The organism is Streptomyces sp. NPDC096132 (assembly GCF_044763345.1).
Lineage (GTDB): Bacteria > Actinomycetota > Actinomycetes > Streptomycetales > Streptomycetaceae > Streptomyces.
The window spans coordinates 41062-56802 of sequence record NZ_JBIWGA010000041.1 but is presented as its reverse complement, the minus strand read 5'-3'; the positions used below and the strand labels follow the sequence as shown (position 1 = coordinate 56802).

At 71.8% G+C, this 15741-nt stretch carries 14 protein-coding genes; 10 read left to right on the top strand and 4 right to left on the bottom strand.

Features of this window, described 5'->3' with window-relative positions:
- Positions 1-398 precede the first annotated feature (398 nt).
- The 4 genes from ACIRF9_RS48060 (at position 399) to ACIRF9_RS48045 (ending at position 4346) form a co-directional block, all read left to right on the top strand.
- Positions 399-1076, top strand: coding sequence for an LPXTG cell wall anchor domain-containing protein (locus tag ACIRF9_RS48060; protein ID WP_403836454.1), 678 nt, complete (start codon positions 399-401; stop codon positions 1074-1076).
- 69 nt (positions 1077-1145) lie between these two features.
- On the top strand, positions 1146-1970 hold the full coding sequence (locus ACIRF9_RS48055; RefSeq protein ID WP_403836452.1) for a hypothetical protein: 825 nt from the start codon (positions 1146-1148) through the stop codon (positions 1968-1970).
- Positions 1967-3031, top strand: a complete 1065-nt coding sequence (locus ACIRF9_RS48050) for a hypothetical protein (protein WP_403836450.1) — start codon at positions 1967-1969, stop codon at positions 3029-3031. Before ACIRF9_RS48055 ends, ACIRF9_RS48050 begins: the two co-directional genes overlap by 4 nt.
- 64 nt (positions 3032-3095) lie before the next feature.
- Positions 3096-4346 (top strand): hypothetical protein, encoded by a 1251-nt coding sequence (locus ACIRF9_RS48045; protein ID WP_403836460.1) that lies wholly within the window; start codon positions 3096-3098, stop codon positions 4344-4346.
- 124 nt (positions 4347-4470) lie between these two features.
- Here the strand turns inward: ACIRF9_RS48045 and ACIRF9_RS48040 are convergent, their stop codons facing one another.
- Positions 4471-5967 carry an oligopeptide:H+ symporter gene (locus ACIRF9_RS48040; RefSeq protein WP_403836448.1) on the bottom strand — a complete coding sequence of 499 codons (1497 nt, stop codon included), beginning with the start codon at positions 5965-5967 and terminating at the stop codon, positions 4471-4473.
- Positions 5968-6500: 533 nt separating this feature from the next.
- On the opposite strand from ACIRF9_RS48040, the gene ACIRF9_RS48035 reads away from it, so the two are divergent.
- Both ACIRF9_RS48035 and ACIRF9_RS48030 read left to right on the top strand, forming a co-directional pair.
- Positions 6501-7178, top strand: coding sequence for a response regulator transcription factor (locus tag ACIRF9_RS48035; RefSeq protein WP_067251025.1), 678 nt, complete (start codon positions 6501-6503; stop codon positions 7176-7178).
- A 53-nt stretch (positions 7179-7231) separates the two neighbouring features.
- Positions 7232-8506, top strand: a complete 1275-nt coding sequence (locus ACIRF9_RS48030; protein WP_403836446.1) for an ATP-binding protein — start codon at positions 7232-7234, stop codon at positions 8504-8506.
- A gap of 254 nt (positions 8507-8760) precedes the next feature.
- Here the strand turns inward: ACIRF9_RS48030 and ACIRF9_RS48025 are convergent, their stop codons facing one another.
- Positions 8761-9291, bottom strand: a complete 531-nt coding sequence (locus tag ACIRF9_RS48025) for a GtrA family protein (RefSeq protein ID WP_403836444.1) — start codon at positions 9289-9291, stop codon at positions 8761-8763.
- Positions 9292-9512: 221 nt separating this feature from the next.
- Here ACIRF9_RS48025 and ACIRF9_RS48020 point away from each other — a divergent pair, with 221 nt between their 5' ends.
- From ACIRF9_RS48020 to ACIRF9_RS48005, 4 genes are all read left to right on the top strand, one after another.
- On the top strand, positions 9513-10688 hold the full coding sequence (locus ACIRF9_RS48020; RefSeq protein ID WP_403836442.1) for a 5-(carboxyamino)imidazole ribonucleotide synthase: 1176 nt from the start codon (positions 9513-9515) through the stop codon (positions 10686-10688).
- Complete coding sequence (gene purE / locus ACIRF9_RS48015) at positions 10685-11206, top strand: 5-(carboxyamino)imidazole ribonucleotide mutase (RefSeq protein WP_403836440.1); 522 nt, start codon at positions 10685-10687, stop codon at positions 11204-11206. Before ACIRF9_RS48020 ends, purE begins: the two co-directional genes overlap by 4 nt.
- A complete protein-coding gene (locus ACIRF9_RS48010) occupies positions 11203-12390 on the top strand; it encodes a dipeptidase (protein WP_403836438.1) in 1188 nt (395 codons plus the stop codon). The genes purE and ACIRF9_RS48010 overlap by 4 nt, the downstream gene beginning before the upstream one ends.
- A 167-nt stretch (positions 12391-12557) precedes the next feature.
- Complete coding sequence (locus ACIRF9_RS48005) at positions 12558-13679, top strand: dipeptidase (RefSeq protein WP_403836436.1); 1122 nt, start codon at positions 12558-12560, stop codon at positions 13677-13679.
- Between the two features lie 44 nt (positions 13680-13723).
- Here the strand turns inward: ACIRF9_RS48005 and ACIRF9_RS48000 are convergent, their stop codons facing one another.
- Together ACIRF9_RS48000 and ACIRF9_RS47995 are read right to left on the bottom strand one after the other, a co-directional pair.
- Positions 13724-14122, bottom strand: coding sequence for a VOC family protein (locus ACIRF9_RS48000; RefSeq protein ID WP_403836434.1), 399 nt, complete (start codon positions 14120-14122; stop codon positions 13724-13726).
- A gap of 175 nt (positions 14123-14297) precedes the next feature.
- Positions 14298-15641, bottom strand: a complete 1344-nt coding sequence (locus ACIRF9_RS47995) for a UDP-glucose dehydrogenase family protein (protein ID WP_403836432.1) — start codon at positions 15639-15641, stop codon at positions 14298-14300.
- Between the last annotated feature and the right edge of the window lie 100 nt (positions 15642-15741).

Genomic DNA, 15741 nt, shown 5'->3' with positions numbered 1-15741 from the left:
CTCACTGCACCCTGGGACCCCCCGCCCCCCCCGGGGCGCCCCCGACCCCATGCCCCGGTCGGCCCTCGCGCTCACTGCACCCTGGGACCCCCCGCCCCCCCCCGGGACGCCCCCGACCCCCGTGCCCCGGGCGGCCCTCGCCTTCCCACTGCGCCCCAGGCGGTCACCGCACCCCAGGTGGCCCACCCCCCGGACGCCCCCCGCACCGCCAGCCCTCCCCACGCCCCCCAACCCCTCGCATCCTCAAAACCCCCTGAACCCACCCGTCGGATCGTCACAACTCCGGCGCTGCTCTTCTCTTCCCTCCTCATCCCCCCGGGCGTACCTTGACGGCTCGATCTGATGCCTCGTCAGGTTGTGATGGGGAAACGGCAGGAACTGTCAGGAATGAGGGGACCGTGTCGAACCGGAAGCGAACCGCCGCGCTCGCGACGGCCGCGGCCCTGGCCGGGTCGGCGGTCTGGATGGCCGCCCCCGCGGCCATGGCCGAGGTCGTCGACGTCAACTACTCCTGCAAGACGCCCATCGGCGACAAGAGCGCCGTCTCGCCGATCGACATCAAGGGTGTCAAGAGCGGCAGCGGCTACAAGATCACCATGTCCTGGCAGAAAGGCGTCTCCTCCAGCCCCGTGGAACTCGGCGCGGGCTCGATGAAACCGAGCGCCACCATCAAGCTGGGCGGCGCCGACAGCGGCACCCTGACCGTCACCGGCCCCGCCAACCAGGCCGCGATCCCCGAGAACACCCCCATCAAGATCAACGACCTGAGCGGCACGTACACCCCGAAGGAGTCCGGCAAGGTCACCTTCACGGCCGCCATCCTCACCATCAAGGCGCTCGGTACGACCACCACCTGCACGCCCACCAACAACCCCGGCCCCTCCCTCACCCTCGACGTCACCGCGTCGAGCGGCGGAAGCGGCGCAAGCGGCGGGAGCAGTGGTGACAGCGGCGGCGAACTCCCGCAGACCGGTCCCGAGGACTCGGCCATCGCCCTCGGCACCCTCGGCGGCACCGTCCTGCTCGCGGGCGCAGCGGGCGTCCTGTGGCTGACCCGGCGGAACCAGCCCGGCTGACGCCCCCACCCCCCACCTCAGCCACCCGCCATCGCGAGAGACCGGCAACAAGAGCCACTGGAGCCGCCGATGCCGTACGCCCGGGCCCTGCTGCTGCACCTGCCCCTCGCCCTGACGCTGCCCCTGCTCGTGGCCGCCGCCCCGGCCGGCGGCTGGTCGGCCGCGCCCTCGGGTGGCGGGCGGCCGTCCTTCTACGCGGAGGGCGCGCCCGGCGCGGTGCTCCAGGACACGGTCGCCGTGACCAACCGTGGCACCCGGCCGCTCACCGTTCGCCTACGCGGCACCGGCCTCGGAGGTCTCCCGGTCGCCTTCGCCGAGACCGCCGTCCGGGTGCCCGCCCGCACCCGCGCCGAGGTGCCCTTCACGGTGACGGTCCCGGCGGACGCGGCCCCCGGCGAACGCTCCGGCGCGATCGTCGTACGGGAGTCGACGGGCGGCGGCCGGCAGATCACCGTCCGGCTGCTGGTGCGGGTCGGCGGCCCGAAGCTGGCCGCGCTGACCGTCGAGCACGTGGCCGTGCGCGGCGACCGGATCACGTACGAGCTGGTCAACCGGGGTACGACCGATCTCGTCCCCCGGCTCGCGGTACGCGCGGACGGCGTCCTCGGCACCGTACTGGACCGCGCGCCGCGCACCCTGCCCGTCCGGCTGCCGCCGGGCCGCAGGCTGAGGCTCGACGAACCGTGGCCCGACCGCCCGGCCCTGGACGCCGTGACCGTACGCCTGACGGTCACCGCGCCCGGCGCCGCGCGGGCCACGGGCCGCACGTCGGCCCGGTTCGTGCCGTGGGGCGCGGCGGTCGCGGGCGGGGGCGTGCTGTCGGTCGCGGCGGGGGCCGTGGCGGTCGTACGACGGCGTGGGCGCGAGGCCGATTCGAGGGGAGCGGGTACGTGAACGGCAGGCCGCGGATCACGGGGTTGGTCCTTCTCCTTCCCCTTCTCCTCTCTCTTCTCCTTCTGTTCCCGCTGACGGGTACGGCGACGGCGGCCGGGAAACCGGCCGTCACCCTCTCCACGTCCCAGGCGGGGACCGGCGATTCGATCACCGTCAGCGGCAGCGGCTGGCGCTCGCGCACCCTGCTGATGCTGCTGGTCTGCGGTCGGGCGACCCCGGCGCGCGGGGTGATCGGCGGCACCAACTCCTGCGCCAACGCCGACGGCCGTGCCGTCACCACCGACGCCGACGGACGCTTCAGCCGCCGCCTCCCGGTGGCCGAGCCGCCGGTGCCGTGCCCGTGCGTGGTGCACGTGGCCACCGCGACCGGCGCGAAGGCCCAGGCCGACGCGGCGTTCCAGGTGGCCGGGCACGCCGTGGAGCCACTGCCCCCCGCATCGGACGCGGAGGGACGGCTCGCCGTCCTCACCGACACCCGGCTGGAGGGCTCCGGCGGGCTGCTCACCTGGTTCGGGGCGCCGCCCACCCGCACGCTCGTCTTCACCGTCGGCAACCTCGGCACCACGACCGTGAAGGACCCGGTGTTCCAGGTGGGCGCCGCGCACGGGGTGTTCTCCCCGCAGTGGGACGAGCGGCAGTGGCGCGGCACGATCGCGCCCGGCAAGAAGGCGCGCGTGAAGCTGCCCGTCGAGCTCTCCGCCGGAGCCCACGGTGACTACACCGTCTCCCTGAAGTACGGCGGCAAGGTCCTCGCGGAGCAGCCGTGGGGTGTGGGTCGCCCCTGGGGCGTGACCCTGTTCTGGATCCTGCTCTGCCTGGTGGTGCCGACGGCGGTGTTCCGGATCGGGATGGCGGTGGTGGACCGGGTCCGGCCACGAACACGCCAGGGACCACGAACACGCCAGGAACCACGAACACGCCAGGAACCACCCACCACCTCCACGACCCTGCCGTGGTTCACCCCGGACACCGGTCCGGCCGCGGCGGGCCGGCTCTCCGCACCGCACGACGAGCACCCGACGAGTCCACGACTCCCGGCAGGAAGGGATCCAAGTGAGTGAGAGAGCCGTACCACCCCCGCGAGGGGCCGGGCGGAAGAGAGCGGCAGCGGCGGGCGCCGCCGTCCTGTTCGCCGGGGCCGCCGCGCTGCTCGGCGTGACGGCGGGGCAGGCCCAGGCCGCCGAGGTGTCCTACGCCACCCACTGTGTGCCGCCCTCGGGCGTGGGCCTGCCCGAGATCGACGGCACCACCAAGGTCGACATCACCGCTCCGGCCACGGCGAAGGTCGGCGACACCGTCGACATCGTCTGGAAGTTCACCCAGGCCGCGTCGAAGAATCCCGACATCATCGACCTGCCCGCCGACTCGGTCCAGCCGTCCGGCACCCTCAAGGCGGCCGGCGCGCAGACCGCGTCCGTCGACATGGTGGGCCCGCGCGAGAACCCGGCGATCCCCAAGGGCGGCGACATGGTGCTGTCCGACATGAAGGGCACGCTGACGCTGACGGCGGCGGGTCAGGTGACGCTGACCCCGGACGCGTACGTCGTCAACGCGCTGGGCACGAACACCACCTGCACGCCCTCGGAGAGCGTCCAGCCGGCGGCGACGATCACGGTGACGGCGGGGGAGGGGAGTTCGAGCGCCTCGCCGGACCCGTCGGGCAGCGCCAGCGCCAGCCAGAGCCAGTCGCCGTCCGCGAGCGCGTCCGCCAGCACCTCCACGACCCCCAGCGCGTCCGCGAGCGAGACCGGCGACGACGGCCAGACCGACTTCACCGGCAAGGTCGTGGACATCCCCTACACCTGCCAGTCACCCCTCGGGGAGAAGAAGGCGACCTCGCCGATCCAGATCAACGCCAAGAAGGACGGCGGGAGCTACGACCTCACCGTGCAGTTCAAGAAGTCGGTGATGGACAGCCCGATCGACATCCCGGCCGGCAAGGTGAAGCCGACCATGCAGGTCGTGCTGGGTGGCGCGGACGAGGGCACGGTGAAGGTGGAGGGGCCGCTGAACGCCGAGGCGATCCCCCAGAACAGCCCGATCGAGATCCCGGACCTCAAGGGCACCTACAAGCCCGGCGCGACCGGCGAGTCCACGCTCTCCCCGGGCGTCCTCGTGATCGAGGCCATGGGCACGACCACCACCTGCACCCCGGACAGCACGGCCGTCTCCCTGACCCTGAACACCGAGGAGCAGGCGAGCGGAGCGTCGGGCGGCGACTCGTCGTCGAGCAGCAGTACGACGACCAGCGGCGGCCTCGCGGAGACGGGCTCCGGCGACCACGCCTCCCTGAAGGCGCTGGGCCTGATCGCGGGCACGGCCGTCCTGCTGGGAGCGGCGGTGTTCACGTTCATGCCGCGACGCAGGACGAGCTAGACCGACCGCACGCACGGAGGCCGCCGCACGCATGGAGGCCGCCGCACGCATGGAGGCCGCCGCACGCACGGAGGCCGCCGCACCCACACGGGGTGCGGCGGCCTCCGTCGGCTGCGGACCGACGTCAGTGAACGTCTCCCATGAGTTCCCTGACCCGCTTGCGGTACATCCACACCGCCGCGCCGGCGATCACGGCGAGCACCGCCTGGAAGGCCACGATGCCCGTCTTGTTCAGGTCGACACCGGCGATGGACAGCAGACCGGTGGTCGCGTCACCGGCGGTGACCGCCAGGAACCAGACACCCATCATCTGCGAGGCGTACTTCGCGGGCGCCATCTTCGTGGTCACGGACAGACCCACCGGCGACAGCGTCAGCTCACCGATCGTCTGGACGAAGTAGATCCCGACCAGCCACATCGCGGCCGCCTTGTGACCGCCGTCGGCGATCGCCAGCGGGGCGAGGAACAGGAAGAAGGACGCGCCGATCATGAACAGGCCCATCGCGAACTTCACCGCGGTGCTCGGCTCCTTGCCGCGCCGGGCCAGTGCCAGCCAGGCCCAGGCGAAGACCGGCGCCAGAGCCATGATCATGACCGGGTTGACCGACTGGTACCAGGAGACCGGGAACTCCCAGCCGAAGATCGTGTTGTCGGCGGAGGAGTCGGCGAACAGGGAGACGGTCGAGCCGCCCTGGTCGTAGATCATCCAGAACACGGCCGCGGCGACGAAGAACCAGATGTACGCGGACATCTTCGACTGCTCGGCGCGGTTCAGGTCCTTGTCGCGCTTGATGCGGGAGATGACCAGGACCGGGATGAGGAGACCGGCGATGGTGATCGGGACCAGCAGCCAGTTCAGGGTGTAGTGGCCGGTGAAGCCGACGATCGCGTAGAAGACGACGGCGATGGCGGCCCACACGCCCGCCTTCTGCAGGGTGGCGGTCTTCTCGGCGGGGGTCATCGGGGTGGGCACGACGTCCGAGCGGGAGCTCAGGTGACGGCTGCCGAGCAGGAACTGGGCGAGACCCAGCGCCATGCCGAGGGCGGCGAGGGCGAAGCCCAGGTGCCAGTTGACGTTCTCCCCGATGGTGCCGATGACCAGCGGGGCGGCGAAGGCGCCGAGGTTGATGCCGATGTAGAAGACGGTGAAGCCACCGTCACGGCGCGGGTCGTCCGGGCCCTCGTAGAGGTGGCCGACCATCGTGGAGATGTTGGCCTTCAGCAGGCCGGAACCGACCGCGACGAGGCCGAGGCCCGCGTAGAAGGTGCCGGCGCTGGGCAGCGCCAGGGTGAGGTGGCCGAGCATGATGATCGCGCCGGCGACGGCGACGGTCTTGCGGGGGCCGAGGACACGGTCCGCGAACCAGCCGCCGGGAAGGGCGAGCAGGTACACGAGGGACAGGTACACCGAGTAGATCGCGGTCGCGGTGGCCGCGCTCAGGTGCAGGCCGCCCGGTGCCACCAGGTACAGCGGGAGCAGGGCCTTCATGCCGTAGTAGGAGAAGCGCTCCCACATCTCGGTCATGAAGAGAGTGGCCAGTCCGCGGGGGTGGCCGAAGAAGGTTTTCCCGGAGCCGGGGGTGCCCGGACGGACCGAGTCCTTCGTCAGGCTGGACGCCATGGTCGTTCCTTGCTGCTCGGGACGCGCTTGCTTGAGCGGATGCGCGCCCGGTGGGGGGCGGCCGGCACCGGCGGGTCGGTCCGTCCGCCCCACGCCCTCGGGGAGTCCGCCCCGGATCGCGGAGCGGTGGACGGCGACCACCGGGATCCACGCCTCTACGCGCGTTGCGCGAGCAGGGGCCCGGCCAGAGGTCATTCCTTTCAAGGCCGGCGGGGGACGCGTCCCGCACCGGCCCGCACACAAAAGAGACCTTCGGCGTCAAGTGCGCCAAAGGTCGCCGCGGTGCTACAGGCGTTGTTTCACCATACGTCAGGAGAGTGCCGGATATGGAAGGGTTTGAGACAGGGATCACAGGTGATCAAGGAGCCGCGGGAGGGTTTCGAAGGTCCGCCCCATCCTGCCATCTTTCGACCATAGGTCCGTACCAAGATTGCCGTCGGCGTGGCGCCCCGCTTGTCCGGCATGTCCCTGGGTAAGAAACAGCGGCGCCGATCACACTTCGGGCCGTGCCCCCTGCGGACTACCATCAGCTCATGACCCGTGTACTGCTCGCCGAGGACGACGCGTCCATCTCGGAGCCGCTGGCCCGCGCACTGCGCCGGGAAGGGTACGAGGTCGAGGTGCGTGAGGACGGACCGACCGCGCTCGACGCCGGGATGCAGGGTGGCGTCGACCTGGTCGTGCTGGACCTCGGGCTGCCCGGCATGGACGGTCTGGAGGTGGCGCGCCGGCTGCGCTCCGAGGGCCATGCCGTGCCCATCCTGATCCTGACCGCGCGCGCCGACGAGGTGGACACCGTCGTCGGTCTCGACGCGGGCGCCGACGACTACGTCACCAAGCCCTTCCGCCTCGCCGAACTCCTCGCCCGGGTACGGGCCCTGCTGCGGCGCGGCGCCGCGGAGCCCGCGCAGCCGCCCGCCACCCACGGGGTGCGGATCGACGTCGAGTCGCACCGTGCCTGGATGGGCGACGAGGAGCTGCAGCTGACGGCGAAGGAGTTCGACCTGCTGCGGGTCCTCGTCCGGGACGCGGGGCGGGTCGTCACCCGTGACCAGCTGATGCGCGAGGTCTGGGACACCACGTGGTGGTCGTCCACCAAGACGCTCGACATGCACATCTCCTGGCTGCGGAAGAAGCTGGGCGACGACGCGGCGAATCCCCGGTACATCGCCACGGTGCGGGGTGTCGGGTTCCGGTTCGAGAAGAGCTGAGAACCCACGGTCCCGTTGGATGAACAGCTCACGGTCCCGTTGGATATGAGGACATGCGCCGCCGACTGATCCAGTCCACCCTCGCCGTCGTGCTCGTCGTCATCGCCGTCTTCGGCGTGTCGCTCGTCATCGTCGAGAGCCGCACCATCAGCAACAGCGCCCAGGAGAGGGTGGACTCCGAGGCGGTGCGGCTGGTGGGGATCGTGGACAGCCGGCTGCTCAGCTCCGAGGACGTCACCTCGGAGATCCTGCGCGACCAGGTCACGCAGGACCGTTACGCCGTGATCAGCATCCCCGGCCGGGCGCCCATCGAGGTGGGCAGCAAGCCCTCCGGTGAGGTCATCCACGCCGAGGAGCGGGGGGAGGGCGGCGAGACCGTCCGGGTCGAGGAGCCCCGCTCCACGATCACCCGCGAGGTCGGCCGCACCCTGCTGATCATCGGCCTGGTGGCGCTGCTGGCGGTGGTCGCGGCGGTCCTGCTCGCCATCCGCCAGGCGAACAAGCTGGCCTCCCCTCTCACCGACCTGGCGGAGACCGCAGAACGCCTCGGCTCGGGCGACCCCCGCCCGCGCCACAAGCGCTACGGAGTCCCCGAGCTGGACCGGGTCGCCGACGTCCTGGACTCCTCGGCGGAACGCATCGCCCGCATGCTGACGGCGGAGCGCCGCCTGGCCGCGGACGCCTCCCACCAGCTGCGCACGCCCCTCACGGCCCTCTCGATGCGCCTGGAGGAGATCACCCTCACCGACGATCCGGACACGGTGAAGGACGAGGCGACGATCGCGCTGACGCAGGTGGAACGCCTGACGGACGTGGTGGAACGCCTGCTGACCAACGCCCGCGACCCGCGCACCGGCTCCGCCGTCTCCTTCGAGCTGGACGAGGTCATCCAGCAGCAGCTGGCCGAGTGGCGCCCCGCCTACCGCAGCGCGGGCCGCGCCATCGTCAGCTCCGGCAAGCGGCATCTGCGGGCCGTGGGCACCCCGGGCGCGGTCGCCCAGGTCCTCGCCGCCCTGATCGAGAACTCCCTCATGCACGGCGGCGGCACGGTCGCCCTGCGCACCCGTGTCACCGGCAACCAGGCGGTCATCGAGGTCACCGACGAGGGACCCGGCGTCCCCGCCGACCTGGGCGCCCGTATCTTCGAGCGCACGATCAGCGGCCGCAACTCCACGGGCATCGGCCTGGCGGTCGCCCGCGACCTCGCCGAGGCCGACGGCGGTCGCCTCGAGATGCTCCAGGCCCAGCCCCCGGTCTTCGGCCTGTTCCTCTCCCGCACGGCCCCCCAGAAGCGGACGGCGCAGGACGAGGAACCGATGGTGAGGTAGGAGGGCCTCGCGGGCCGGGGCCTCCATGGCAGAGGTTGGTTCACTTCCCGGCGCCGGTACGCGCATTCCAGCCCGTCCGGGGGTGCCCCCTCTGGGGGAGATTGAGGACGAGGCCCGTTCAGGGCCGAAGCGGGGGTCTGGGGGCGCAGCCCCCAGCGCGGGCGCAGCCCCCAGCGCGGGCGCAGCCCCCAGCGCGGGCGCAGCCCCCAGCGCGGGCGCAGCCCCCAGCGCGGCACCGGGGCGGGGCCACGGGCTCAGCCCACTCGCTGGCGGGGCTTCGGCTTGCGGGCCTGTTCGCCGATCAGGGAGTCCTCCGTCAGGAAGGACTCTGCGCTGGCGACGGCCTCTTTCGCGGGCAGGGCGCGGAACACCCACGTCCGGTACGACCAGAACCGGAACAGGGTGGCGACGCCGATGCCGAGGAACTTGAAGACGTTGCTCTGCAGCGGGCTGTCCCAGCCGAAGCCGTACGTGGCCGCGAACAGCAAGCCGTTCTCGATCACCAGTCCGACCGCGCTGAACAGCAGGAACAGGGTCAGTTCCTTGGTGCGCCCGCTCTTGTCGCGATCACGGTAGGTGAAGTACCGGAACCCGATGTAGTTGAAGACGATCGAGACGACCGTGGCGATGACACTCGCGCGCACCACCTGGAGGTCGGTGACATGGCGCACGAGGTTGAACACGCCGAGGTTGACCAGCAGTCCCGCACCGCCCACAGCCCCGAATTTGACCAGCTCACGGCCTACGCGCCGCAGCCGTCCATGCCCCGAGGAACCATGTGCCATGGTCGTACAGGCCCCCGTCCGGGTCTCGGTTTCGTCAACCCAGCCATGCTAACCACCACTCTTGTCGGTTTCCTGTGCTGCGCCTCACGGGTCGGGAACGGGTCGGGAAGAACGCGGCAAACGGCTGGTATGAGCCGTTCAAAAGCCTGGTAAGAACCGCAGGCCCCCTCCCCGGCGGGCGCGGGATCCGGCCGCGCCGGCCCGGCCGATACCCTGGGGGCGTGACGTTCCCGGTAGTCGGCATGGTCGGCGGAGGCCAGCTCGCTCGTATGACACACGAGGCAGGCATCCCGCTCGGCATCAGGTTCAAGCTCCTCAGTGACACCCCCCAGGACTCCGCGGCGCAGGTCGTGAGCGATGTCGTCATCGGCGACTATCGCGATCTCGACACGCTGCGTGACTTCGCGCGCGGGTGCGATGTGATCACCTTCGATCACGAACACGTACCCACCGAGCACCTCAGGGCCCTGGAGGCGGACGGCATCCCCGTCCGGCCCGGCCCGGACGCGCTGGTGCACGCCCAGGACAAGGGCGTGATGCGCGCGAAGCTCGACGCGATCGGCGTGCCGTGCCCGAGGCACCGCATCGTGGCCGACCCGCGGGACGTGGTGGCTTTCGCGGAGGAGGGTGGGGGCACCTCCCGCTCGAGCGGAGCCGAGAGTGGGGGAGGCTTCCCCGTCGTCCTCAAGACCGTGCGCGGCGGCTACGACGGCAAGGGTGTCTGGGTCGTGGACTCGGCCGAGGAGGCCGCCGACCCCTTCCGGGCCGGCGTCCCCGTCCTCGCCGAGGAGAAGGTCGACTACGTCCGCGAACTCGCCGCCAACGTCGTCCGCTCCCCGCACGGCCAGGCGGTCGCCTACCCGGTCGTCGAGTCGCAGCAGGTGGGCGGCGTGTGCGACACGGTGATCGCTCCGGCCCCCGACCTGGATCCGGCCCTCGCCCTCCAGGCGGAGAAGCTGGCCCTGACGATCGCCAAGGAACTGGACGTCGTCGGCCACCTCGCGGTCGAGCTGTTCCAGACCCGCGACGGCCGCATCCTCGTCAACGAACTGGCCATGCGCCCGCACAACTCGGGCCACTGGACCCAGGACGGCGCGATCACCTCCCAGTTCGCCAACCACGTCCGCGCCGTCCTCGACCTCCCCCTCGGCGACCCGCGCCCGCGCGCGCCCTGGACGGTCATGGTCAACGTCCTCGGCGGCGACTTCCCCGACATGTACTCGGCCTATCTGCACTGCATGGCCCGCGACCCCCAGCTGAAGATCCACATGTACGGCAAGGACGTGAAGCCCGGCCGCAAGGTCGGCCACGTCAACACCTACGGCGACGACCTCGACGACGTGCTGGAGCGCGCCCGTCACGCAGCCGGCTACCTGAGAGGCACGATCACCGAATGAGCCCTGTCGTAGGCATCGTCATGGGATCCGACAGCGACTGGCCCGTCATGGAGGCCGCCGCCCAGGCCCTCGACGAGTTCGAGATCGACTACGAGGTCGACGTCGTCTCCGCACACCGCATGCCCCGCGAGATGATCGCGTACGGCGAGCAGGCGGACGGGCGCGGGCTGAAGGTGATCATCGCGGGCGCCGGCGGCGCCGCCCACCTCCCCGGCATGCTCGCCTCCGTCACCCCGCTGCCGGTCATCGGCGTGCCCGTCCCGCTGAAGTACCTCGACGGCATGGACAGCCTCATGTCCATCGTGCAGATGCCGGCCGGGGTCCCCGTCGCCACGGTCTCCGTCGCCGGCGCCCGCAACGCCGGTCTGCTCGCCGTCCGGATGCTCGCCGCCCACGACGAGGACCTCCTCGCCCGGATGCGCGAGTTCCAGCAGGAGCTGAACGACCAGGCCACCGAGAAGGGCAAGCGGCTGCGCGCCAAGGTCGAGGGCTCCAACGGCTTCGGCTTCGGGAAGTGACGGCCTTGAGCTCTCTGGAGGCAGCCCGGGAACTCCTCGCCGAGTTCCCGGTCGTCGACGGTCACAACGACCTGCCCTGGGCGCTGCGCGAACAGGTCCGCTACGACCTCGACGCCCGCGACATCGCCACCTCCCAGGCCGCCCATCTGCACACCGACCTCCCGCGGCTGCGCGAGGGCGGGGTCGGCGCGCAGTTCTGGTCGGTGTACGTCCGCGCGGACCGGCCCGACCCGGTGCCGGCGACGCTGGAGCAGATCGACTGCGTCCGCCGGCTCGTCGACCGCCACCCGGCCCACCTCAGGACCGCGCTGACCGCCGCGGACATGGAGGCGGCGAAGGCGGAGGGCCGTATCGCCTCCCTGATGGGCGCCGAGGGCGGTCACTCCATCGCCAACTCGCTGGGCACCCTGCGCGGCCTGTACGCGCTCGGGGTCCGCTATCTGACCCTCACCCACAACGACAACGTGGACTGGGCGGACTCCGCGACCGACGAGCCGAAGGCGGGCGGACTCACCGCGTTCGGCCGCGAGGTCGTGCGCGAGATGAACCGCCTGGGCATGCTCGTCGACCTCTCGCACGTCGCCGCGACGACGATGCGCGACGCCCTGGACGCCACCTCCGCGCCGGTGATCTTCTCGCACTCCTCCGCCCGCGCGGTCTGCGACCACCCCCGCAACATCCCGGACGACGTCCTCGAACGCCTGCCCGGCAACGGCGGTGTCGCGATGGTGACGTTCGTCCCGAAGTTCGTCCTCCAGGCCGCCGTCGAGTGGACGGCGGCGGCGGGTGCGAACCTGCGCGCCCACGGCTACTTCGACCTGGACACCACCCCCGAGGCGATGAAGGTGCACCGCGCCTTCGAGGAGGCCAACCCCCGCCCGGTCGCCACGGTCGCGACCGTCGCCGACCACCTCGACCACATGCGCGAGGTGGCGGGCATCGACCATCTGGGCATCGGCGGCGACTACGACGGCACGGCCTTCACCCCCGACGGCCTGAACGACGTCTCCGGCTACCCCAACCTGATCGCGGAACTCCTCGACCGCGGCTGGTCCACGGCCGACCTCGCCAAGCTGACCTGGCAGAACGCGGTGCGCGTGCTGGGCGCGGCGGAGGACGTCGCCCGAGGCCTGCGGACGACGCGGGCGCCGTCCCACGCGACGATCGAGTCGCTCGACGGCTGAGCGTGCTCCCCGAGGGCGGGGCGGCCGGCGCGGCCGGCGCCCCGCCCTCGTGCGTGGATTCGACCGTCGTACCCCCGAACGCCCCGTCCACCAGGAAGCCTCTTCGCCCCCGTGCGACGGTGGCCGTACTGCTGATCGCTGCCGATGATCGACGTACGGAGACCGTCATGGCCGACCTCCAGGACGAACTGCACGACCCGCCCGAGGTCTGCGAGCTGCCGGTTCCCCTCGCCGGGCCGTACGTCCCCGACCCCGGTCCGCACCCGGAGCCCGATCCCGGGGCCGACGCGCTGGAGCGGGCGCACGTCCTGCTCGCCGGGCACCCCGTCGCCGACGGCTACAGCGGTCTGCCGCGGGCGCTGCGGCAGCTGCCCTGGTACGACCTCCAGCTCGGCGAGAGCGCCGTCGACACCGATGTGCCCCGGCTGCGGCGCGGGCACGTCGGCGCGCTGTTCTGCTCGCTGCACCTGCCCGACGGCCTCGCCGCCGGTCGCGCGGTGGGCGCCACCCTGGAGGAGCTCGATCTCGCCCGCACGGTGATCGCCGCGCACCCGGAGGGGATGTCGCTCGCCCGTACCGCCGGGCAGGTCCTCGACGCCCGCAACTGCGGCCGGGTCGCCGTCGTCCTCGGCCCGGCCACCGCCGCCGCCCTCGACGACTCCCTCGCCGTCCTGCGCGTCCTGCACTCCCTCGGCCTGCGCGTCCTCACCCTCGCCGGCACCTCCTGGGCGAGCGAGGCCGGGCTGACCCGGTTCGGCGAGGAGGTCGTACGGGAGATGAACCGGCTCGGCGTGCTCGCCGACCTCTCCGGCGCCTCGGACGCCACCATCGGCCGCGCCCTCGCGCTCTCCCGGACCCCGGTGCTGTGCACCCGTTCCGCCGCCCGCGCCCTCAGCCCGCACCCCGACAACCTCCCCGACCGGCTGCTCACCGAGCTGGGCGCGGCCAAGGGCGTGTGCATGGTGCCGCTGACCGCCGAGCAGACCGGCCCCGCCCTGCGGGACGTCGCCGACCACCTCGACCACGTCCGCGCCGTCGCGGGCCCCGACTGCGTCGGCCTGTCGGGCACGTTCGACTCCGGCGCCGCCCACCCCCAGGGCCTCGCCGACGCCTCCGCCTACCCGCACCTCGTCGCGGAACTGCTCCGCCGAGGCTGGACGGAAACCGACCTGGCCCTGCTGACCTGGGGAAACGTCCAGCGCGTCCTGCGCACGGCCGACTTCGTGGCCCGGGCGGCACAGGAGCGCAGGGAAGCGTCGACGGCGAGGATCACCGACCTCGACGCGTGAGCCACCGGCCTGCGGCTGCTCGATCCGTCGTTCCGGCAGGAAGGCTACGGCTGCTCGATCCGGCACAGGCAGAACGGATGCCCCGCCGGATCGGCGTACACCTGGAAGTCCTTCTTCTCCCGGTCCTCCAGGTCCAGCGGCCGCGCCCCCAGCGCCAGCACCCTGTCATGGGCCGCGTCGACCTCCGCCCAGCTGGAGCCGGCGTCGAAGTCGAGGTGGAACTGCTGCGGGTTGCGGTCGGCGCGCGGCCACTCGGGCGGGGTGTACCCCTCGACCTGCTGGAAGGCGAGCCGGGGACCGCCGGGGACCTGGAGGACGTACCAGTCCTCCTCGCCCTCCTCGGCCCAGGGGGTCCCGCCCAGGACCGCCGCGTAGAACTCGGCGAGCGCACGCGGGTCGGGACAGTCGAGCACGACGGAACGGAAACGCACCACGGATGCCATACGGGCACGGGTGCCCGCCCGGCCGTCCCCGGTAACCCGGCCGTCCCCGGTAACCCACAGGAAGACTCAAGACGCACAGGAAGTTCACACGGCAGACAGCACGCGCTTACGGCAGAATGCACGCAGACGCCGGTTCGGCCGACTGAGCCTCGGCCGAACCGGCGTCACCCTGCCCTCAGGCCGTCGGCCGCCCCATCGCCCGGTACGTCCAGCCCGCCTTGCGCCACAGCGCCGCATCGAGCGCGTTGCGCCCGTCGAGGATCAGCCGGTCCGCCGCGACCTCCCCGAGCGCGGCCGGGTCCAGCTCCCGGAACTCCCGCCACTCCGTCAGGTGGAGTACGACGTCGGCGCCCCGCACGGCCTCCAGGGCCGAGGGAGCGTACCCGAGCGTCGGGAAGACCCGGCGGGCGTTCTCCATGCCCTTGGGGTCGTAGACGGTCACCTGGGCGCCCTGGAGGTGGATCTGCCCGGCGACGTTGAGCGCGGGCGAGTCCCGTACGTCGTCCGAGTCGGGCTTGAAGGTGGCGCCGAGCACGGCCACCCGCCGGCCCAGGAACGGACCGCCGCCGAGGGCCTCCCGCGCCAGCTCCACCATCTGGCCGCGCTGGCGCATGTTGATGGAGTCGATCTCCCGCAGGAAGGTCAGCGCCTGGTCGGCACCGAGCTCACCGGCGCGGGCCATGAAGGCACGGATGTCCTTGGGCAGGCAGCCGCCCCCGAAGCCGATCCCGGCCCGCAGGAACTTCTTGCCGATGCGGTCGTCGTGGCCGATGGCCTCGGCCAGCATGGCGACGTCACCGCCGGCGGCCTCGCACACCTCCGCCATCGCGTTGATGAAGGAGATCTTCGTGGCGAGGAAGGAGTTCGCGGAGGTCTTCACCAGCTCGGCGGTCGGGAAGTCGGTGACGATGAACGGCGACCCCTCCTCGACCGGAGTGGCGTACACCTTCCGCAGCAGCTTCTCGGCACGCTCGCTGCGCACGCCCACGACGATCCGGTCGGGGTGCAGGGTGTCGTCGACGGCGAAGCCCTCGCGCAGGAACTCCGGGTTCCAGGCCAGCTCGGCGTCCGCACCGGCGGGCGCCAGCTCGGCGATCGTCCGGGCGAGGCGCTCGGCGGAGCCCACGGGCACGGTCGACTTGCCGACGACCAGGGCCGGGCGGGTCAGATGCGGCGCGAGGGAGGCGATCGCCGACTCGACGTACGACATGTCGCAGGCGTACTCGCCGTGCTTCTGCGGGGTGTTCACGCACACGAAGTGCACATCGCCGAAGGCACCCACCTCGGCCCAGTCCAGGGTGAAGCGCAGCCGCCCGGTGGAGCCCTCGATCCCGGCGACGTGCCGCCGCAGCAGCTCCTCGAGACCCGGCTCGTACATCGGGGTCTCGCCGCGCTCCAGTTTCTCGATCTTCTCCTTGACGACGTCCAGGGCGAGCACCTCGAAACCGAGCTCGGCCATGGCCGCGGCATGCGTGGCCCCGAGATAGCCGGTGCCGATCACGGTGATCTTGAGGCTCATGGATGCTCCAGGAAGATAAGCCGAGGGTGCGCGCCCGAGCATATCCGGGGCGTGTCGGAGCCCCTCGCCGGGCGCTTTCCCTCAAGGCTTCCCCTTGTTG